This window comes from Streptomyces sp. NPDC006134 (assembly GCF_040628835.1).
Taxonomy (GTDB): Bacteria; Actinomycetota; Actinomycetes; order Streptomycetales; family Streptomycetaceae; genus Streptomyces.
In genome coordinates this window covers 40241-59171 of sequence record NZ_JBEXTV010000044.1, presented here as the reverse complement: position 1 = coordinate 59171, position 18931 = coordinate 40241, and the positions used below count along the sequence as shown (strand labels likewise).

18 protein-coding genes are annotated in these 18931 nt (G+C 73.9%); 17 read left to right on the top strand and 1 reads right to left on the bottom strand.

The window, feature by feature from the left end:
• The first annotated feature begins 20 nt into the window (after nucleotides 1-20).
• From ABZ340_RS26025 to ABZ340_RS25990, 8 genes are all read left to right on the top strand, one after another.
• Nucleotides 21-1127 carry a quinone-dependent dihydroorotate dehydrogenase gene (locus tag ABZ340_RS26025; RefSeq protein ID WP_358784242.1) on the top strand — a complete coding sequence of 369 codons (1107 nt, stop codon included), beginning with the start codon at nucleotides 21-23 and terminating at the stop codon, nucleotides 1125-1127.
• Entirely contained in the window at nucleotides 1124-1978 is an 855-nt protein-coding gene (gene pyrF / locus ABZ340_RS26020; protein WP_358784241.1) for an orotidine-5'-phosphate decarboxylase, read from the top strand. Before ABZ340_RS26025 ends, pyrF begins: the two co-directional genes overlap by 4 nt.
• A gap of 370 nt (nucleotides 1979-2348) precedes the next feature.
• Complete coding sequence (locus ABZ340_RS26015) at nucleotides 2349-2672, top strand: integration host factor (protein ID WP_190206445.1); 324 nt, start codon at nucleotides 2349-2351, stop codon at nucleotides 2670-2672.
• A 37-nt stretch (nucleotides 2673-2709) separates the two neighbouring features.
• Nucleotides 2710-3267 (top strand): guanylate kinase, encoded by a 558-nt coding sequence (gene gmk, locus ABZ340_RS26010; RefSeq protein WP_358784240.1) that lies wholly within the window; start codon nucleotides 2710-2712, stop codon nucleotides 3265-3267.
• 51 nt (nucleotides 3268-3318) lie between these two features.
• Entirely contained in the window at nucleotides 3319-3591 is a 273-nt protein-coding gene (gene rpoZ / locus ABZ340_RS26005) for a DNA-directed RNA polymerase subunit omega (protein ID WP_004933985.1), read from the top strand.
• Between the two features lie 129 nt (nucleotides 3592-3720).
• Nucleotides 3721-4923 (top strand): bifunctional phosphopantothenoylcysteine decarboxylase/phosphopantothenate--cysteine ligase CoaBC, encoded by a 1203-nt coding sequence (gene coaBC / locus ABZ340_RS26000; protein ID WP_358784239.1) that lies wholly within the window; start codon nucleotides 3721-3723, stop codon nucleotides 4921-4923.
• 236 nt (nucleotides 4924-5159) lie between these two features.
• Nucleotides 5160-6368 carry a methionine adenosyltransferase gene (gene metK / locus ABZ340_RS25995; protein ID WP_358784238.1) on the top strand — a complete coding sequence of 403 codons (1209 nt, stop codon included), beginning with the start codon at nucleotides 5160-5162 and terminating at the stop codon, nucleotides 6366-6368.
• 115 nt (nucleotides 6369-6483) lie between these two features.
• Nucleotides 6484-8643: a primosomal protein N' gene (locus tag ABZ340_RS25990; protein ID WP_358784237.1), complete on the top strand. Its 2160-nt coding sequence runs from the start codon at nucleotides 6484-6486 to the stop codon at nucleotides 8641-8643.
• A 231-nt stretch (nucleotides 8644-8874) separates the two neighbouring features.
• On the opposite strand, the gene ABZ340_RS25985 is transcribed toward ABZ340_RS25990, so the two are convergent.
• Nucleotides 8875-9420, bottom strand: a complete 546-nt coding sequence (locus tag ABZ340_RS25985) for a hypothetical protein (protein WP_358784236.1) — start codon at nucleotides 9418-9420, stop codon at nucleotides 8875-8877.
• A 362-nt stretch (nucleotides 9421-9782) separates the two neighbouring features.
• Here ABZ340_RS25985 and fmt point away from each other — a divergent pair, with 362 nt between their 5' ends.
• The 9 genes from fmt to ABZ340_RS25940 all read left to right on the top strand — a co-directional run bounded on the left by fmt (nucleotide 9783) and on the right by ABZ340_RS25940 (nucleotide 18923).
• Nucleotides 9783-10715 carry a methionyl-tRNA formyltransferase gene (fmt, locus tag ABZ340_RS25980; RefSeq protein WP_358784235.1) on the top strand — a complete coding sequence of 311 codons (933 nt, stop codon included), beginning with the start codon at nucleotides 9783-9785 and terminating at the stop codon, nucleotides 10713-10715.
• 184 nt (nucleotides 10716-10899) lie between these two features.
• Nucleotides 10900-12318 carry a transcription antitermination factor NusB gene (locus tag ABZ340_RS25975; protein ID WP_358784234.1) on the top strand — a complete coding sequence of 473 codons (1419 nt, stop codon included), beginning with the start codon at nucleotides 10900-10902 and terminating at the stop codon, nucleotides 12316-12318.
• A gap of 147 nt (nucleotides 12319-12465) precedes the next feature.
• A complete protein-coding gene (gene rpe / locus ABZ340_RS25970) occupies nucleotides 12466-13152 on the top strand; it encodes a ribulose-phosphate 3-epimerase (RefSeq protein ID WP_358784233.1) in 687 nt (228 codons plus the stop codon).
• A gap of 78 nt (nucleotides 13153-13230) precedes the next feature.
• Complete coding sequence (locus tag ABZ340_RS25965) at nucleotides 13231-14274, top strand: sugar-binding domain-containing protein (RefSeq protein WP_358784232.1); 1044 nt, start codon at nucleotides 13231-13233, stop codon at nucleotides 14272-14274.
• 219 nt (nucleotides 14275-14493) lie between these two features.
• Nucleotides 14494-14814, top strand: coding sequence for a barstar family protein (locus ABZ340_RS25960; RefSeq protein WP_358784231.1), 321 nt, complete (start codon nucleotides 14494-14496; stop codon nucleotides 14812-14814).
• 158 nt (nucleotides 14815-14972) lie between these two features.
• Nucleotides 14973-16415 carry a GuaB1 family IMP dehydrogenase-related protein gene (locus tag ABZ340_RS25955; protein ID WP_358784230.1) on the top strand — a complete coding sequence of 481 codons (1443 nt, stop codon included), beginning with the start codon at nucleotides 14973-14975 and terminating at the stop codon, nucleotides 16413-16415.
• Nucleotides 16416-16537: 122 nt separating this feature from the next.
• Nucleotides 16538-17050: a GNAT family N-acetyltransferase gene (locus tag ABZ340_RS25950; protein WP_358784250.1), complete on the top strand. Its 513-nt coding sequence runs from the start codon at nucleotides 16538-16540 to the stop codon at nucleotides 17048-17050.
• Entirely contained in the window at nucleotides 17047-17187 is a 141-nt protein-coding gene (locus ABZ340_RS25945; protein WP_358784229.1) for a hypothetical protein, read from the top strand. The genes ABZ340_RS25950 and ABZ340_RS25945 overlap by 4 nt, the downstream gene beginning before the upstream one ends.
• Nucleotides 17188-17453: 266 nt before the next feature.
• Nucleotides 17454-18923 carry an amino acid permease gene (locus ABZ340_RS25940; RefSeq protein WP_358784228.1) on the top strand — a complete coding sequence of 490 codons (1470 nt, stop codon included), beginning with the start codon at nucleotides 17454-17456 and terminating at the stop codon, nucleotides 18921-18923.
• Nucleotides 18924-18931: the final 8 nt, after the last annotated feature.

Sequence of the window (18931 nt, the reverse complement as noted above, 5' to 3'; positions counted from 1 at the left end):
TTCATGAGGACACACCAGACATGTACAAGCTCTTCTTCCGCCTCTTCTTCCAGCGGATGGACCCGGAGCAGGCCCACCACCTGGCCTTCGGCTGGATCCGCCGCACCGCCCGCGTCCCCGTGCTGCGCACCTTCGTCGCCGCCGCGCTCGCGCCCCGCCACAAGGAGCTGCGCACGGAGGCGTTCGGGCTGCGGATGCACAGCCCCTTCGGGCTCGCCGCCGGCTTCGACAAGAACGCCGTCGGCATCGACGGCATGGCGATGCTCGGCTTCGACCACGTCGAGATCGGCACGGTGACCGGCGAGCCGCAGCCCGGCAACCCCAGGAAGCGGCTGTTCCGGCTGGTGAAGGACCGTGCGCTGATCAACCGCATGGGCTTCAACAACGACGGCTCGCTGGCCGTCGCCGCCCGCCTGGCCTCCCGCAGGCCCGTCTTCAAGACGGTCGTCGGCGTCAACATCGGCAAGACCAAGATCGTCCCGGAGGCCGAGGCCGTCGCCGACTACGTGAAGTCGGCCGAGCGGCTCGCCCCGCACGCCGACTACCTGGTCGTCAACGTCTCCTCCCCGAACACGCCGGGGCTGCGCGACCTCCAGGCCGTCGGCCACCTGCGTCCGCTGCTCACCGCGGTCCGGGAGGCCGCCGACCGGGCGGTCCCCGCCCGGCGCGTCCCGCTCCTGGTGAAGATCGCGCCGGATCTGGCCGACGAGGACGTCGACGCCGTCGCCGACCTGGCCGTGGAGCTGGGCCTGGACGGCATCATCGCCACCAACACCACCATCGCGCGCGCGGGACTCGGCCTGACGTCCGACCCCGCCGCGGTGCAGGAGACCGGCGGCCTGTCGGGCGCCCCGCTCAAGGCGCGCTCCCTGGAGGTGCTGCGGCGCCTGTACGCGCGCGTGGGCGACCGGATCACCCTCGTGGGCGTCGGCGGCGTCGAGACCGCCGAGGACGCCTGGCAGCGCATCCTGGCCGGCGCCACGCTGGTCCAGGGCTACAGCGCCTTCATCTACGAGGGGCCGTTCTACGCTCGCGCCATCCACAAGGGGCTGGCCGCGCGCCTGCGCCAGAGCCCGTACGCCACCCTCGCCGACGCGGTCGGCGCCGACGTGAGGAAGCCCCGATGACCGGCACGAGCCCTCTGGAGCCCTTCGGCGCACGGCTGCGCCGCGCGATGGACGAGCGCGGTCCGCTGTGCGTCGGCATCGACCCGCACGCCTCCCTGCTCGCCGAGTGGGGCCTGAACGACGACGTGGCGGGGCTGGAGAAGTTCAGCCGCACGGTCGTGGAGGCCGTGGCCGGCCGGGTCGCCGTCCTGAAGCCGCAGAGCGCCTTCTTCGAGCGCTTCGGCTCGCGCGGCGTGGCCGTCCTGGAGACGGCGGTGCGCGAGGCCCGCGAGGCGGGCGCGCTGGTCGTCATGGACGCCAAGCGCGGCGACATCGGCTCGACCATGGCCGCGTACGCCGAGTCCTTCCTGCGCCCGGGCGCCCCGCTGTTCTCGGACGCGCTGACCGTCTCGCCCTACCTCGGCTACGGCTCCCTGAAGCCGGCCGTCGAGCTGGCGCGCGAGAGCGGGGCGGGCCTGTTCGTGCTGGCGCTGACCTCCAACCCGGAGGGCGGCGAGGTCCAGCACGCCGTCCGGGCCGACGGGCGCAGCGTCGCGGCGACGATGCTGGCCCACCTGGCCGCCGAGAACGCGGGCCAGGAGCCGCTGGGCTCCTTCGGCGCGGTCGTCGGCGCCACGCTCGGCGACCTGTCGTCGTACGACCTGGCCGTCAACGGCCCGCTGCTGGCACCCGGCATCGGCGCCCAGGGGGCCACCCCGGCGGACCTGCCCCGGGTCTTCGGGGACGCCGTGGGCAACGTGGTGCCGAACGTCAGCCGGGGTGTTCTTCGTCACGGCCCCGACGTCACGGCGCTGCGCGCGGCGGCGGACCGCTTCGCGGAGGAGATCCGGGCCGCCGTCGCCTCCGCGTGACCCTCCCGGGACTCCACGCGCGCGGGGCGGCGCCGGGAGCACGGGTGTGACGCTCTCCTCGGCCGTGCGGGGCTCCTCACGCGCGGGGCGGCGACCCCGCGCGACCCCTTTGGGCCCCTCGGACGAGTGGACCCAGGACGGACTTGAGTCTGGATCCATCCCCAAATCCGAGGGAATATGTCCTAAATGTCCGTCCTGGCGGAGGCTGACCAGGACTTTTCCGCTGTTCTCGCTGACTCTGGCGGACTTGCCCGCTAGTCTCCGACGAGAGTCGACGGGCAAGCGTGTTGCTCGTGGCTCCCCAGGTGTGGGGCGACTAGGTTCCTCACCGGTCCGTATCCGACAGTTCGACATCCGAGGTGACGTAGGCGTGGCTCTTCCGCCCCTTACCCCTGAACAGCGCGCAGCCGCGCTCGAAAAGGCCGCCGCGGCTCGCCGGGAGCGGGCCGAGGTCAAGAATCGACTCAAGCACTCCGGCGCCTCCCTGCACGAGGTCATCAAGCAGGGCCAGGAGAACGACGTCATCGGCAAGATGAAGGTCTCCGCCCTCCTTGAGTCGCTGCCGGGCGTGGGCAAGGTCCGCGCCAAGCAGATCATGGAGCGACTCGGCATCTCCGAGAGCCGCCGCGTGCGGGGTCTCGGCTCCAACCAGATCGCCTCCCTGGAGCGCGAATTCGGCAGCACCGGCAACTGAGTCCGGACCACTCCGGGACAGCTGGAATAATCGCTGCATGAGTGAACGTCCGCGGCTGACCGTGCTCTCCGGCCCCTCGGGGGTCGGCAAGAGCACGGTCGTCGCCCATATGCGCAAGGAACATCCCGAGGTCTGGCTGTCGGTGTCGGCGACGACCCGCAAGCCCCGCCCGGGCGAGCAGCACGGGGTCCACTACTTCTTCGTCACCGACGAGGAGATGGACAAGCTGATCGCCAACGGCGAACTGCTGGAGTGGGCCGAGTTCGCCGGCAACCGCTACGGCACGCCGCGCGCGGCCGTCCAGGAGCACCTGGAAGCGGGGGTCCCGGTCCTCCTGGAGATCGACCTGCAGGGCGCCCGGCAGGTCCGTGAGTCCATGGCCGAGGCCCATCTGGTGTTCCTGGCTCCCCCGTCCTGGGAGGAGCTGGTGCGCAGGCTCACCGGCCGGGGCACCGAGTCGCCCGAGGTGATCGAGCGCCGCCTCCAGGCGGCCAGGGTCGAGCTGGCGGCCGAGCCGGAGTTCGACGTGACCCTGGTCAACACCTCCGTCGAGGACGTGGCGGGCGAGCTGCTAGCCTTGATGGACGTTGTGTGATCGTGACGGATCACGCTGACTGATTCTTTCCCATCCATCGGAAGGTAGAGCGTGTCCTCTTCCATCTCCGCGCCCGAGGGCATCATCAACCCGCCGATCGACGAGCTCCTCGAGGCCACGGACTCGAAGTACAGCCTCGTGATCTACGCGGCCAAGCGTGCCCGCCAGATCAACGCGTACTACTCGCAGCTCGGCGAGGGTCTCCTCGAGTACGTCGGTCCCCTCGTCGACACCCACGTCCACGAGAAGCCGCTCTCGATCGCCCTGCGCGAGATCAACGCGGGACTGCTGACCTCCGAGGCCGTCGAGGGCCCCGGTCAGTAGTATTTTCAGCCTGCAGCTGACTTTTCCACAGGCCCGGCAGCACGACTGCCGGGCCTGTGGTGTGTCATGGGGGTGAGCGGTTCCGAGATCCGGAGCCGGAGCCGGATCCGGGGAGAGCGGGGAGAGACGGTGGACAAGCCGAAGGTCGTCCTGGGGGTCAGCGGCGGCATCGCCGCCTACAAGGCGTGCGAGCTGCTGCGCAGACTGACGGAGTCGGGACACGACGTCCGGGTCGTCCCCACCGCCTCCGCGCTGCACTTCGTCGGCGCGGCCACCTGGTCCGCCCTGTCCGGCCACCCCGTCTCCACCGAGGTGTGGGACGACGTCCACCAGGTGCCGCACGTGCGGATCGGGCAGCACGCCGATCTGGTCGTCGTCGCCCCGGCCACCGCGGACCTGCTCGCCAAGGCCGCCCACGGCCTCGCCGACGACCTCCTCACCAACACCCTCCTCACCGCCCGCTGCCCGGTCGTCTTCGCGCCCGCCATGCACACGGAGATGTGGGAGCACCCGGCCACCCAGGAGAACGTGGCGACGCTGCGCCGCCGCGGCGCCGTCGTCGTCGAGCCCGCCGTCGGCCGCCTCACCGGCGCCGACACCGGCAAGGGGCGGTTCCCCGACCCGGCCGAGATCTTCGAGCTCTGCCGCCGGGTGCTGGCCCGGGGCGCGACCGGCCCGGACCTCGCCGGCCGGCACGTCGTCGTCAGCGCCGGCGGCACCCGCGAGCCCCTCGACCCGGTCCGCTTCCTCGGCAACCGCTCCTCGGGCAAGCAGGGCTACGCCCTCGCCCGCACGGCCGCCGCGCGCGGCGCCCGCGTCACGCTGATCGCGGCCAACACCGCGCTGCCCGACCCGGCGGGCGTGGACGTCGTCCGGGTGGGCACGGCCGTGGAGCTGCGGGAGGCCGTGCTGCGCGCGGCGGCCGACGCCGACGCGGTGGTCATGGCCGCGGCGGTCGCGGACTTCCGCCCGGCGGCCTACGCGGCCGGGAAGATCAAGAAGAAGGACGACCGGGACCCCGAGCCCATCGCCCTGGTGCGCAACCCGGACATCCTCGCGGAGATCTCCGCCGGCCGGGCCCGCCCCGGCCAGGTGGTCGTCGGTTTCGCCGCCGAGACGGACGACGTCCTGGCCAACGGCCGGGCCAAGCTGAAGCGCAAGGGCTGCGACCTCCTCGTGGTCAACGAGGTGGGGGAGAGCAAGACCTTCGGCGCCGAGGAGAACGAGGCCGTCGTGCTCGGCGCCGACGGCAGCGAGACCCCCGTCCCGCACGGCCCGAAGGAGGCCCTGGCCGACACCGTCTGGGACCTTGTGGCCGACCGGCTCGCCTGACCGCCCGGCCCCTCACGGCCAGCCGGATCTCGCCCTTCCGAGCGTGGCGCCCCTGGCCAGGGCGCACGGCATTGGGCAGAATGCCCGTGCCGCAGGTCACAGCGCTCCCGAGAGGCGAGACAGGTGGGCCCGCGGCCGAGCGCGACCGATAAACTGTTCAAGGACGTCGCCGGGTGCAGCTCCCCGCGTCGTCCGACCATGATCAGCCAGCAGCCGCTGCAACCCCAGGGAGCGTTGTGTCCCGTCGCCTGTTCACCTCGGAGTCCGTGACCGAGGGTCACCCCGACAAGATCGCTGACCAGATCAGCGACACCATTCTCGACGCGCTTCTGCGCGAGGACCCGGCCTCCCGGGTCGCCGTCGAAACCCTGATCACCACCGGCTTGGTGCACGTGGCCGGCGAGGTCACGACCAAGGCCTACGCGGACATCCCGACGCTGGTCCGCGGCAAGATCCTGGAGATCGGCTACGACTCCTCCAAGAAGGGCTTCGACGGCGCCTCCTGCGGTGTCTCGGTCTCCATCGGCGCGCAGTCGCCGGACATCGCGCAGGGCGTCGACGCGGCCTACGAGGCCCGCGTCGAGGGCGACGACGACGAGCTGGACAAGCAGGGCGCCGGCGACCAGGGCCTGATGTTCGGCTACGCCACGGACGAGACGCCGACGCTGATGCCGCTGCCGGTCTTCCTCGCCCACCGCCTGTCCAAGCGCCTGTCGGACGTCCGCAAGAACGGCACGATCCCCTACCTGCGCCCCGACGGCAAGACCCAGGTCACCATCGAGTACGACGGCGACAAGGCCGTCCGCCTCGACACGGTCGTCGTCTCCTCCCAGCACGCGAGCGACATCGACCTGGACTCCCTCCTCGCTCCCGACATCCGCGAGTTCGTCGTGGAGCCGGAGCTGAAGGCGCTCCTGGACGACGGCATCAAGCTGGACACCGAGGACTACCGCCTCCTGGTCAACCCCACCGGCCGCTTCGAGATCGGCGGCCCGATGGGCGACGCCGGCCTGACCGGCCGCAAGATCATCATCGACACCTACGGCGGCATGGCCCGCCACGGCGGCGGCGCCTTCTCCGGCAAGGACCCGTCCAAGGTGGACCGCTCCGCCGCCTACGCCATGCGCTGGGTCGCCAAGAACGTCGTGGCGGCCGGCCTGGCCTCCCGCTGCGAGGTCCAGGTGGCGTACGCCATCGGCAAGGCCGAGCCGGTCGGCCTGTTCGTGGAGACCTTCGGCACCGCCAAGATCGAGCCGGAGAAGATCGAGCAGGCGATCGACGAGGTCTTCGACCTCCGCCCGGCCGCCATCATCCGCGACCTCGACCTGCTCCGCCCGATCTACGCCCAGACCGCCGCCTACGGCCACTTCGGCCGCGAGCTGCCCGACTTCACCTGGGAGCGCACCGACCGCGTCGACGCGCTGCGCAAGGCCGCGGGGCTGTAAGACGTACCGCAGGACCATGTGAGGCCCGGTGCCCCCTCGGGGCGCCGGGCCTCACGCGTGCCCGGCGTCCGGCACCCGGCTCCGGCTGTCGGTGGGCTTTGGTAAGAATGCAAGCGTGAGCAGCGAGAACGGACAGGCGGGCGGTGGCGCGGAGGGCGCGCCGCCCGAGCAGCTCGCGCTCATCCGGGAGAGCGTCCGCCGGGCGAAGACACCGCGCGCCAAACCGCGCACCTGGCGGGGGGCGGCGCTCGCCAAGGAGCTGCCCGTCGCACGCGTGCTGGTCGACAAGGGCGTACTCCATCTCGACCGGTACTTCGACTACGCGGTGCCCGAGGAACTGGACGCGGACGCGCAGCCGGGCGTGCGGGTGCGGGTGCGGTTCGGGGCCGGACGGCACCGGGTCCGGGAGGGGCGCCGCGAGGGCGGCGGGCTGATCGACGGGTTCCTCGTCGAGCGGCGCGCCGAGTCCGACTACTCCGGCCCGCTGGCCGCGCTCGCCCAGGTCGTGTCGCCGGAGCCGGTGCTCGGCGAGGAACTGCTGGGACTCGCCAGGGCCGTCGCCGACCGGTACGCGGGCAGCCTCGCCGACGTGCTGCAGCTCGCCGTGCCGCCGCGCAACGCGCGGGCCGAGCGGCGGCCCTCGCCCGCGCCGCTCCCGCCGCCCGCCCCGCCCGGGGCGGGGACCTGGACCCGCTACGAGCGGGGAGCCGCCTTCCTGGAGTCCCTGGCCGCGGGCGGCGCACCCCGCGCCGTGTGGAACGCGCTGCCCGGACCGTGGTGGAGCGAGGAGCTGGCGCGGGCCATGGCGGCCACGCTCGCCTCCGGGCGCGGCGCGCTGGCCGTGCTGCCGGACGGGCGGGCGGTCGCCCGGGTCGACGCCGCGCTGACCTCGCTGCTGGGCCGGGGACACCACGCGGTGCTGACCGCCGACGCCGGGCCCGAGAAGCGGTACGCGCAGTGGCTCGCCGTGCGGCGGGGCTCCGTACGGGCCGTCGTCGGGACCCGCGCGGCCATGTTCGCCCCGGTGCGGGACCTGGGGCTGGTCGCCCTCTGGGACGACGGCGACGACAGCCACAGCGAACCGCACGCCCCGCAGCCCCACGCGCGCGAGGTGCTGCTGCTGCGGGCCGCCCACGACAAGTGCGGCTTCCTGCTGGGCGGCGTCGCCTGCACCGTCGAGGCCGCCCAGCTCGTGGAGACCGGGTGGGCCCGGCCGCTGGTCGCCGCCCGGGAGCGGGTGCGGGCCGCCGCCCCGCTCGTACGGACCGTGGGGGACGGAGACCTGGCCCGCGACGAGGCGGCCCGGGCCGCCCGGCTGCCGACCCTGGCCTGGCAGGCCGCCCGGGAGGGGCTGCGGCACGGGCCGGTGCTGGTGCAGGTGCCCCGGCGCGGATACGTGCCGCGGATGGCGTGCGCGGCCTGCCGGGAGCCGGCGCGGTGCCGGCACTGCTCCGGACCGCTGGAGGCGCGGGAGTCGCACAGCGAGCTGCGGTGCGGCTGGTGCGGGCGCGAGGAGGGCGGCTGGCACTGCCCGGAGTGCGGCGCGTTCCGGCTGCGGGCCCAGGTCGTGGGGGCGCGGCGGACCGCCGAGGAACTGGGGCGCGCCTTCCCCGCCGTACCGGTGCGGACCTCGGGGCGCGAGCACGTGCTCGACACGGTGCCGGGGACGCCCGCGCTGGTCGTGAGCACGCCGGGCGCCGAGCCCGTCGCCGAGGGCGGGTACGCGGCGGCGCTGCTGCTGGACGGCTGGGCCATGCTCGGACGGCCCGACCTGCGGGCAGGGGAGGACGCGCTGCGCAGATGGCTCGCCGCCGCGGCGCTGGTCCGGCCGCAGCCGGACGGCGGCACGGTCGTCGTGGTCGCCGAGCCGACCCTGCGGCCGGTTCAGGCACTGGTGCGGTGGGACCCCGTCGGCCACGCCGTGCGGGAGCTGGCCGAACGTGCCGAGCTGGGCTTTCCGCCGGTGTCGCGGATGGCGGCCGTGTCGGGGACGGGGGAGGCGGTGGCCGAGTTCCTCCGGGCGGTGGAGCTGCCGCGCGAGGCCGAGGTGCTGGGGCCGGTCCCGCTGCCCGTCACGGCCGCGGGGCGTCCGCGGCGGCCCGGGGCGCCGCCTCCCGGCGAACAGTGGGAGCGGGCGCTGATCCGGGTGCCGCCGGGCAGCGGCGCGGCGCTGGCCGGCGCGCTGAAGTCCGCCCAGGCGGCGCGGATGGCGCGGGCGGCGCGGGGGAACGGCGAAGCGGTGCGGGTGCGGATCGATCCGCCCGACATCGGGTGAGATCCGCCCGGCATCGGGTGGGATTCGCCCGGCATCGGGTGGGATTCGCCCGGCATCGGGTGGGATCTGCCCGGCATCGGGTGGGATCTGCCCGGCATCGGGTGGGATCTGCCCGGCATCGGGTGGGATCCGCCTGGCATCGGGTGGGATTCGCCCGGCATCGGGTGACAGGGGCCCGGGCGCAGAAGAATGCCCTCCCGGTGTGCGCCGGAAGGGCGGGTGAGCGGTGCGTCAGCCGTTGCGGGGGCCCGGGAAGGCCGTCGGCCGGGCCTCGTCGCGCAGGGCGGGGCTGCCGGCCGTCGGCTGGGCCGGCATGGAGCGGGCCGCGGGGACCGTCGGGACCGTGGGCAGGCCGGCGCCCACGGTGACCGTGCGGGCGCCCGACGGGTCGGACGTCCGCTCGGCCTCGGCGCCGGCCGCCTGGGCCGCGGCGCGGCGCGAGCCGTAGCGGCGGTGCACCGCCTGCTTGGTGACCCCCAGGGCGGAACCCACCGCGTCCCACGAGAAGCCGAGCGAGCGGTCGAAGTCCACGGCCGCCGTGACCAGGGTCTCGACACTGTCCCGCAGCTCCTGCGCGAGACGGACCGTCGGGGCGGGGGCGCGTCCGTAGACGACGAAGCCCGTGGAGGGGCCGGAGCGGCGCGGGCGGTAGACGTTGCCGAGCTGGGCGGTGAGCGTGCGCAGCGCGTCCACCTGCCGGCGGACCCGCTCGATGTCGCGCACCAGCAAGTGCAGGCTGGCCCGAGCCTGGGCGTCGTGGGATGCGTGGTCGGCCATGAACAAGCCTCTCGAACCGGCGTTGAAAGGAATGCGGGCCGAAGGCGGCCCGCGTGGGTCAACTGTTACTTGACCAACGCGGAGGCGCTGCGCGGGTCACGGTGTGGGGGCGCGGAAGCATATGCGTACGCCCCCCCCGGGGGCGGGAGGGTCCGCGCCTCGGTCCTCGGCCCCGGATTCGCCCTCCGCCTGCGCACCGCCCGTTTCCGGCCGGGCGGGAAGCGGGCCTCTCCCGCGGAGGCCGTCCGCCATCGGCGGCCGTCCGGCCGTCCGGCCGTGGGTGACAGGGGATGCGAGGGACGCGCCCCATAGACTGGTGCGCTGCCCGCAACCGCCCCCGTCCGAGAGGCCCGTGCCCACCCATGAAGCTCGTCTTCGCCGGTACCCCCGAGGTCGCCGTTCCCGCCCTGGACGCCCTGCTCTCCTCCGGGCGGCACGAGGTGGCCGCCGTCGTCACGCGGCCCGACGCGCCGGCCGGGCGCGGGCGCAGGCTGGTCGCGTCCCCCGTGGCCGAGCGGGCCGAGGAGGCCGGGATCGAGGTGCTGAAGCCCGTCAAGCCGCGGGACCCCGAATTCCTGGAGCGGCTGCGCGAGATCGCGCCCGACTGCTGTCCCGTCGTCGCCTACGGCGCCCTGCTGCCGAAGGCCGCCCTCGACATCCCCGCCCACGGCTGGGTCAACCTGCACTTCTCGCTGCTGCCCGCCTGGCGGGGGGCCGCGCCCGTGCAGCACGCCATCATGGCGGGGGACGAGATCACCGGCGCGTCCACCTTCCTCATCGAGGAAGGGCTCGACTCCGGGCCGGTCTACGGCACCCTCACCGAGACCGTCCGGCCCACCGACACCAGCGGCGACCTGCTCACCCGCCTCGCCTTCGCCGGTGCCGGGCTGCTGGCGGCGACCATGGACGGCATCGAGGACGGCACCCTGAAGGCCGTACCACAGCCGGCCGAGGGCGTCAGCCTCGCCCCCAAGGTCACCGTCGAGGACGCCCGCGTCGACTGGAACGCCCCCGCCCTGCGCGTCGACCGGGTCGTGCGCGGCTGCACCCCCGCGCCGGGCGCCTGGACCACCTTCCGCGGCGAGCGGCTCAAGCTCGTCCAGCTCGCCCTCGCCCCGGACCGCACGGACCTCGCCCCGGGGCAGCTGTCCGCCGGCAAGAACAATGTGTACGCCGGCACCGGCTCCCACGCCGTGGAGCTGCTGTGGGTGCAGGCCCAGGGCAAGAAGCCGATGAGGGCGGCGGACTGGGCGCGCGGGGTGCGGATCGCCGAGGGGGAGGGCCTCGGGGGCTGACCGGGGCCGCGGGCGGCGGTGGCCGTCACCGGCCGGCACCCGGCGATGTGCGCTGTCGCCGTCCGGCACCGGGCACCGTGCGCTGTCGCCGTCCGGCACCGGGCACCGTGCGCCGTCATGGGCCGGTCTCCGGCGACGTAGGCTGAAAAGCACCACGTCACCCCATCACCGGAGCACCTTTTTCGTGAGCGACACCTCCCGTCGGCCCCGCAAGCCGGGCAAGCCCTACCGCCGGCCCCAGAAGGACCCCGTCCGCATCCTCGCCTTCGAGGCGCTGCGGGCCGTGGACGAGCGGGACGCCTACGCCAACCTCGTCCTGCCGCCGCTGCTGCGCAAGGCGCGGGAGAAAGGCGACTTCGACGCCCGGGACGCGGCCCTGGCGACCGAGCTGGTGTACGGAACGCTGCGGCGGCAGGGGACGTACGACGCCGTCGTCGCCGCCTGCGTCGACCGGCCGCTGCGGGAGGTCGACCCGCCCGTCCTCGACGTGCTGAGCCTCGGCGCGCACCAGCTCCTGGGGACGCGGATCCCGACCCACGCCGCCGTGTCCGCCACCGTGGAGCTCGCCCGGGTGGTGCTCGGCGACGGGCGGGCCAAGTTCGTCAACGCCGTGCTGCGCAAGATCGCCCAGGACGACCTCGACGGGTGGCTGGCGCGCGTCGCGCCGCCCTACGACGAGGATCCCGAGGACCATCTCGCCGTCGTCCACTCGCACCCGCGCTGGGTCGTTTCCGCCCTGTGGGACTCCCTCGGTGGCGGGCGCGCCGGCATCGAGGAGCTGCTGGCCGCCGACAACGAGCGGCCCGAGGTGACGCTGGTCGCCCGTCCCGGGCGGGCCACGGCCGACGAGCTGCTCGGCGAGGAGGCCGCCGTACCGGGGCGCTGGTCGCCGTACGCGGTGCGGCTGACCGAGGGCGGCGAGCCCGGAGCCGTGCCGGCCGTGCGGGACGGCCGCGCCGGTGTGCAGGACGAGGGCAGCCAGCTCGTCGCGCTGGCCCTGGCGAACGCGCCCGTGGAGGGCTCCGACCGGTTCTGGCTGGACGGGTGCGCGGGGCCCGGCGGCAAGGCCGCGCTGCTGGGCGCGCTCGCCGCCGAGCGGGGCGCCGTGCTGCTCGCCTCCGAGAAGCAGCCGCACCGGGCGGGGCTCGTGGCGAAGGCCCTGGACGGCAACCCCGGCCCGTACCAGGTGATCGCCGCCGACGGCACCCGGCCGGCGTGGCGGCCCGGCACCTTCGACCGGGTCCTGGTGGACGTGCCGTGCACCGGACTGGGCGCCCTGCGCCGCAGGCCCGAGGCGCGGTGGCGGCGCCGCCCCGAGGACCTGGACTCCTTCGCCCCGCTCCAGCGGGGACTGCTGCGCACGGCCCTGGAGTCGGTGCGGGTCGGCGGCGTCGTCGGCTACGCGACCTGCTCGCCGCACCTGGCCGAGACCCGGGCCGTCGTCGCCGACGTGCTCAAACAGCACCCCGGGGCCGAACTCCTCGACGCCCGGCCGCTGCTGCCCGGCGTACCGGACCTGGGCGAGGGGCCCGACGTGCAGTTGTGGCCGCACCTGCATGGGACGGACGCGATGTACCTGGCGCTGGTGCGGCGGACCGGCTGACACCGGACGGCCGGGGTGCACCGGTCCCGGCCCGGAGCCCCGCACGCGGCGGACCCGGACGGCGCGTGCGGGCCGCGGCGGGGCGCCCCGGCCCCGGGCCGCGGGACCGGCGCCACCCTTCCCGGCCGGGCATGGCAGGCTTGGGGCATGGCCGTGCAGATCAACCCCAGCATCCTGTCCGCCGACTTCGCCCGCCTCGCGGACGAGGCGAAGGCGGTCGAGGGAGCCGACTGGCTCCACGTCGACGTCATGGACAACCACTTCGTCCCCAACCTCACGCTCGGCGTGCCGGTCGTGGAGTCCCTGGCCCGCGCGACGGACACCCCGCTGGACTGCCACCTGATGATCGAGGCCCCGGACCGGTGGGCGCCCCAGTACGTGGAGGCGGGCGCCGGTTCCGTCACCTTCCACGCCGAGGCCGCCGCCGCCCCGGTGCGGCTCGCCCGGGAGATCCGCGCCAAGGGCGCCCGCGCCTCCATGGCGCTCAAGCCCGCCACGCCGATCGAGCCGTACGAGGACCTGCTCCCCGAGCTCGACATGCTGCTGATCATGACGGTCGAGCCCGGCTTCGGCGGGCAGGCGTTCCTCGACATCATGCTGCCGAAGATCCGGCGCACCCGGCAGCTCATCGACAAGCACGGCCTCCAGCTGTGGCTCCAGGTCGACGGGGGAGTCTCGGCCGCCACCATCGAGCAGTGCGCCGACGCGGGCGCCGACGTCTTCGTCGCGGGGTCGGCCGTGTACGGGGCCGACGACCCGGCCGAGGCGGTCCGCGCCCTGCGCGCGCAGGCCGAGGCGGCGACCGTCAGGGCGTCCTGGGCGTGCGACCACTGAGCGTCCAGAACGTGAACGGCTTCCAGCAGGGCTGATCAACCGCGCCGGATCTGCGAGGATGAACGGCGAATCCAGAGTGTGAACAGCAGTGAGGAGATCGCCGTGTCGGGTATGTCGGCGGGCCGGTCAGCCATGCGGATGGGACCCGCTGAGCTGGTGCAGGCGGCGGCCATGGCCCGCCGCTTCTACCTCGAGGGCAAATCCAAGATCCAGATCGCCGAGGAGTTCGGCGTCAGCCGCTTCAAGGTGGCCCGGGTCCTGGAGACCGCCCTCGAACGGGACCTCGTACGCATCGAGATCCGCGTGCCGGCCGAGCTGGACGCGGAGCGCTCCGACGCGCTCCGCGCCCGCTACGGCCTCAGGCACGCCGTCGTGGTCGAGTCCCCGGCCGACGCCGAGGAGACGCCCGACCCCGAGAACCTCGGCGAAGTCGCCGCCGACCTGCTCGGCGAACTCGTCGACGAGGGGGACGTGCTGGGCCTGGCCTGGGGCCGGTCCACCATCCACATGGCGGCGGCGCTGGACCGGCTGCCGCCGTGCACGGTGGTGCAGCTGACGGGCGTGTACGACGCCGGGACCGCCGAGCGCGGCTCGGTGGAGGCCGTGCGCCGCGCCGCCCAGGTGTCCGGCGGCGACGCCCACCCCATCTACGCGCCGATGCTGCTGCCGGACGTGGCCACCGCGCAGGCGCTGCGCCACCAGACCGGGATCGCCCGGGCCTTCGAGTACTTCGACAAGGTCACGGTCGCCTGCGTCTCCATCGGCTCCTGGGAGCCGGGCATCTCGACGGTGCACGACATGCTCAGCGACGAGGAGCGCGCGCACTACGCCTCGCTCGGTGTCGCCGCCGAGATGTCCGCGCACCTCTTCGACGCCGAGGGGCGCCGGGTCGGACGGGACCTGGGGGAGCGGTGCATCACGGTCAAGGCCGACCAGCTGCGCCGCATCCCGGAGGTCGTCGCGATCGCGGGCGGGCAGCGCAAGGCGGCGGCCATCGACGCGGTGCTGCGCTCCGGGCTGGTCACCAGCCTGGTGACGGACACCTCGGCCGCGGACTACCTGCTGACGGCCGGGCCGACGCCGCGGCCGGCGCTGAACCGGGCCGACCCGGACGGGGCGTGACGGAAGGCCGTGCGGGGCGGCCGCGGCGGCGCCGGCGGCATGCCGCCGCGGTGCGTCCCGCACGGCCTCCCGGCGCTCCTGGTCCTCAGGGCCAGGGACCCGCTGTACCGCCTGCCGCACCCGCTCTGCACCCGCTCCGCACCTGCTCCGGCCGCCCGCCGGGGCCCGCGCGGCGCGCCCCACCGACGATCCCCACGACTCCTTCAAGGCGGTACCGAGATGACGCAGGCGCAGGACCCGGCGGGCCGGATCGTGGTCACGATCGACCTCGACGGGGTCACGGACAAGGCCGGCCTGATGGACCGCTGCGCCCGCGCCCTGGACCTGCCCGAGTGGTTCGGCCGCAACTGGGACGCCCTCGCCGACGTCCTGGCCGACCACTCCCTGTGGCCCGAGCAGGCCGTGGAGCGGGGACTGCTGGTCGTCGTGCGGGGCTGGGGGGAGTACGCGCGGGAGCGGCCGGAGGAGTGGGAGGTCGCCGAGGAGGTCTTCGCGGAGGCGACGGACCGTGCCGCGGGGCTCTTCGTGTCGCTCGGGTGACGCCGGTTCTCGGAGGTTCCTCCAAGAGGTGTGCCGGCCGGTCTGGATGTTCCGCCGGGGCCTGTCGGGTCGCCCCGCATGGGAGAATGAAGTACGTGCTCTTTCCCCCTGGCTGACCTGTCCGGGGGCCACCTCTGAACCACCGGGATGTGCAGCACGTGCGTTTCCTCAATGACATCCAGCCCTCGTACGACCTGACGTACGACGACGTCTTCATGGTGCCGAGCCGCTCCGCCGTCGGCTCGCGGCAGGGTGTTGACCTCAGCTCTCCGGACGGCACGGGCACCACCATCCCGCTCGTCGTCGCCAACATGACCGCCATCGCGGGGCGCCGCATGGCCGAGACCGTGGCCCGGCGCGGCGGCCTGGTCGTCATCCCGCAGGACATCCCGATCGACGTCGTCACCGACGTCGTCTCCTGGGTGAAGAGCCGCCACCTCGTCCTCGACACGCCGATCGTGCTGGCCCCGCACCAGACGGTCGCCGACGCCCTCTCGCTGCTGCCCAAGCGGGCGCACAACGCCGGTGTCGTCGTCGACGAGAACCACAAGCCGATCGGCGTGGTCACCGACACCGACCTGTCCGGCGTCGACCGCTTCACCCAGCTCGAAGTGGTCATGTCCCGCGACCTGCTGCTGATCGACGCGGACATGGACCCGCGCGAGGCGTTCAACACCCTCGACGCCGCCAACCGCCGCTACGCGCCCGCCGTGGACTCCGAGGGCAGGCTCGCCGGCATCCTGACCCGCAAGGGCGCCCTGCGCGCCACGCTGTACACGCCGGCCACCGACGCCCGGGGCCGCCTGCGCATCGCCGCGGCCGTCGGCATCAACGGCGACGTGGCGGGCAAGGCCCAGCAGCTGCTGGACGCGGGCGTGGACACCCTCGTCATCGACACCGCGCACGGCCACCAGGAGTCGATGATCAGCGCCCTGAAGCTGGTGCGCGACCTCGACCCGCAGGTCCCGATCGTCGCGGGCAACGTCGTCGCCGCCGCGGGCGTGCGCGACCTGATCGAGGCGGGCGCCGACATCGTCAAGGTCGGCGTGGGCCCCGGCGCCATGTGCACCACCCGGATGATGACCGGCGTCGGCCGGCCGCAGTTCTCCGCCGTCCTGGAGTGCGCCGCCGAGGCGAGGAAGTACGGCAAGCACGTGTGGGCCGACGGCGGCGTCCGCCACCCGCGCGACGTGGCCATGGCCCTCGCGGCCGGCGCGTCCAACGTGATGATCGGCTCCTGGTTCGCGGGCACCTACGAGTCGCCGGGCGACCTGCACGAGGACGCGAACGGCCGGCTGTACAAGGAGTCGTTCGGCATGGCCTCCGCGCGCGCGGTGCGCAACCGCACCTCGGAGGAGTCGGCGTACGACCGCGCCCGCAAGGCGCTGTTCGAGGAGGGCATCTCCACCTCCCGCATGTTCCTCGACCCGGCCCGCCCGGGCGTCGAGGACCTGATCGACTCGATCATCGCGGGCGTCCGCTCCTCCTGCACCTACGCCGGTGCCGCCTCCCTGGAGGAGTTCGCCGAGAAGGCCATCGTCGGCGTCCAGAGCGCCGCCGGCTACGCCGAGGGCAAGCCGCTGCACGCCAGCTGGAACTGATCCGCCCCGCCCGCCGCGGTCGCGGTACCGTACGGCCCCCGGTGAAAACCGGGGGCCGTCGGCGTGCCCGGGCCTCTACCGTCGACGGCATGGATCCCACCGACCGCCGGGCCGTCGACCGCATGGACATCTCCGTCTGCCGGACCACCGACGTGGCCCTGCCCGACCGGCACATCGGCTCCCCGGGGGCCGTCTCCTGCCACGCTCGGCGCTTCGCGCGCCAGGAGGCGGGTGAGAGCACCTGCCTCGTCGCCTGGCTGGACGGCCGGCCCGTCGGCCACGCCGAGGTGCGCCGGGGCGGCTGCGACGATCCGGACGTACGGGCCGCCCGCCCCGGCTGCCCGGAGATCAACGCGCTCGCCGTCCACCCCGCCCGCCTGCGCTCCCGGGGCATCGGAAGCGCGCTGGTCCGCGCCGCCGAGGAACGCGCCGCGCGGCGGGGCCGCACCGCCGTCGGCCTCGGCGTCGCGGCCGGCAACCCACGCGCGGCCGCCCTGTACGCCCGGCTCGGATACCGGCCGCTGCTCGATTACCTGGACCGCTGGTCGTACGAGGACACCGACGGGACGGTCCGCCACGTCACCGACCCGTGCACCTTCCCGGTGAGGGAACTCGACCGGACCGGGCCGCCGTGACTCCTCGCCCCGGTGAGGCCGACGGTGAGGCCGACTGCGGCCGTCGGCTCACCGTCCGCGAGGCCCGCGCGACCGGGTTCGACGCGTCGGGCGCCGCCGGGACGCGGGTGCTCGCGGGCGAGCCGGAGCGGTGCTGACCAGCGGCGTCGCGCAACGGTCGGCAGCCTCCGCGCAACGAACGCACGCCCCGGCCCGGTGAACGCAACGATCGTGCGGAGACGCGCAAGGTTGCTGCATTACAGGGGCAACTCCGCCCTCGTAGTGTTCTGCGCTGTACGTGGCGTGGCGGGGACCCCGCTCGATGGGTCCCGGCCTTCGCCGGGGCTCCATCGGTCCCCGCTGCCTCAGCACCCACCCGCCGCTCGAAACCGGCAGTGACCGGCAGCGACAAAGGAGTCAGCGCGTGCTCGACCATGGCGCATCCCCGCCCCCTCGCTCTCAGACCACCCCCTCCTCACCGGGGGTAGCAGCGCGCCTGATGCGTCGCAAGCCCGTGGAACGCCTGGTCGCGGAGGGCGGCCAGGGCGAGGGAGGCACCCTGCGCCGTTCCCTCGGCCTGTGGCAGCTGACCATGATCAGCATTGGTGCCACCCTCGGCACCGGCATCTTCGTCGTCCTCGGCGAGGCCGTCCCCAAGGCCGGGCCGGCGGTCACCCTCTCCTTCGTCATCGCCGGCTTCACGGCGCTCTTCTCCGCCCTGTCCTACGCCGAGCTGGCGGGCAGCATCCCGGTCGCCGGCTCCTCGTACTCGTACGCGTACGCAACGATGGGCGAACTGGTCGCCTGGGTCTGCGGCTGGTGCCTGGTCCTGGAGTACGGCGTCTCGGTCGCGGCGGTCGCCGTCGGCTGGGGCGAGTACCTCAACGAACTGCTCGACGGGACGATCGGCGTGACCATCCCGGCCGCGCTGTCCGCGCCGCCCGGCGACGGCGGCATCTTCAACCTGCCGGCGCTGATCGTCGTCCTGCTCGCGATGGTGTTCCTGCTGGGCGGCGCCCGCGAGTCCGCCCGCGCCAACACCGTCATGGTCGTCGTCAAGATCGCCGCGCTGGTGCTGTTCTGCGCCGTCGGCCTGATGGGCTTCCGCTCCGGCAACTACGAGAACTTCATGCCGCTCGGCATGGCCGGCGTCAGCGCGGCCGGGGCGACGCTCTTCTTCTCGTACATCGGCTTCGACGCCGCCTCCACCGCCGGTGAGGAGGCCAGGAACGCCCAGCGCGACCTGCCCCGCGCCATCATGCTGTCGCTGGTCATCGTCACGGCGCTGTACGTCCTCGTCGCCGCCGTCGCCATCGGCGCCAAGCCCTGGAAGGCGTTCGACGGCACCGAGGCCGCGCTCGCCCAGATCATGAACGAGGTGACCGGGCAGACCTTCTGGGGCACCCTGCTCGCCTTCGGTGCCGTCATCGCCATCGCCAGCGTCGTCCTGACCGTGCTGTACGGCCAGACCCGCGTGCTGTTCGCCATGTCCCGCGACGGGCTCGTGCCCAAGGTGTTCTCCAAGGTCCACCCGAAGACCGGCGCGCCCCGGGCCAACACCCTGATCGTCTCCCTCTTCTGCGGCGTCCTGGCCGCCGCGATCCCGCTCGGCCAGCTCGCCGACGCCACCAGCATCGGCACCCTGTTCGCGTTCGCCCTGGTCAACGTGGCCGTCGTGGTGCTGCGCCGGACCCGCCCGGACATGCCCCGCACCTTCCGCGTCCCGCTCTCCCCGGTGCTGCCGGTGCTGGGCTTCGCCTTCTGCGTGTGGATGATGGGCAGCCTGTCCACCATCACCTGGGTGGTCTTCGGTGTCTGGATGGCCGTCGGGCTCGTGTTCTACTTCGTATACGGCTACCGCCGCTCCCGACTGGCACCATCAGAAGCGAAGTGAACCACCCG

Bases quoted from the DNA above. Each gene is read 5' to 3' on its own strand.
- ABZ340_RS26025 (WP_358784242.1), top strand. From the start codon at position 21: ATGTACAAGCTCTTCTTCCGCCTCTTCTTCCAGCGGATGGACCCGGAG.
- rpe (WP_358784233.1), top strand. From the start codon at position 12,466: ATGGCCGTGCAGATCAACCCCAGCATCCTGTCCGCCGACTTCGCCCGC.
- pyrF (WP_358784241.1), top strand. From the start codon at position 1,124: ATGACCGGCACGAGCCCTCTGGAGCCCTTCGGCGCACGGCTGCGCCGC.
- ABZ340_RS25985 (WP_358784236.1), bottom strand. From the start codon at position 9,420: ATGGCCGACCACGCATCCCACGACGCCCAGGCTCGGGCCAGCCTGCAC.
- ABZ340_RS25960 (WP_358784231.1), top strand. From the start codon at position 14,494: ATGACGCAGGCGCAGGACCCGGCGGGCCGGATCGTGGTCACGATCGAC.
- gmk (WP_358784240.1), top strand. From the start codon at position 2,710: ATGAGTGAACGTCCGCGGCTGACCGTGCTCTCCGGCCCCTCGGGGGTC.
- fmt (WP_358784235.1), top strand. From the start codon at position 9,783: ATGAAGCTCGTCTTCGCCGGTACCCCCGAGGTCGCCGTTCCCGCCCTG.
- ABZ340_RS25950 (WP_358784250.1), top strand. From the start codon at position 16,538: ATGGACATCTCCGTCTGCCGGACCACCGACGTGGCCCTGCCCGACCGG.